The organism is Vibrio sp. 1562 (genome assembly GCF_033340155.1).
In the GTDB taxonomy this organism is placed as follows: domain Bacteria; phylum Pseudomonadota; class Gammaproteobacteria; order Enterobacterales; family Vibrionaceae; genus Vibrio; species Vibrio alginolyticus.
The window spans coordinates 1-519 of the sequence record NZ_JAWOVY010000768.1 but is presented as its reverse complement, the minus strand read 5'-3'; the positions used below and the strand labels follow the sequence as shown (position 1 = coordinate 519).

Genomic DNA, 519 nt, shown 5'->3' with positions numbered 1-519 from the left:
ACAGTAAACCTCTTGCATTACTTGGCGCGTTACGTACCGGTGCAATCGACGTGATTGCTACCAGTGTAAGCAACGCTTTGACAGTATTGAACTTGGATGAGCAGATGCACGGCAACGCGGCATCTGAGAGTTAGCACAAATAATATGCAACTTATGTAATCAGGCTGCGAGGATTTATAAATGACTCGCAGCCTGATTTCGTTTTCAAGTTAAAAATATTCTCTAGGAGTAGCTTTAAATTTGTACACCTACTCTGGAGAAAACAATGAAAAAGACACTTCTTGCTGCACTAATTATGGGGATAACTGGTGCGGCGCACGCCGAGCAAAAAGTCGTAGCGGGTTACTTTGCGGATTGGCAGTACGCGAATGCAGAAAACCCATACACGGTGAAAGATATTCCCGCCGATAAACTGACGCATGTGATTTACGCGTTTCTCAGTATGTGCGGTCCTCATACCGGTGCCTCTGAAACGGTGCAAAACTTAGTAGCTAAACAATGCGAAGGAAAAGATCCCTA

The 519-nt window shown here is 44.7% G+C and carries 2 pseudogenes; both read left to right on the top strand.

Annotated features, from left to right (window positions below):
• Positions 1-134 (top strand): annotated as a pseudogene (locus tag R7Z49_RS27545) (sugar-binding transcriptional regulator); the annotation flags it as partial.
• 131 nt (positions 135-265) lie between these two features.
• Positions 266-519: pseudogene (locus R7Z49_RS27540) on the top strand (chitinase); the annotation flags it as partial.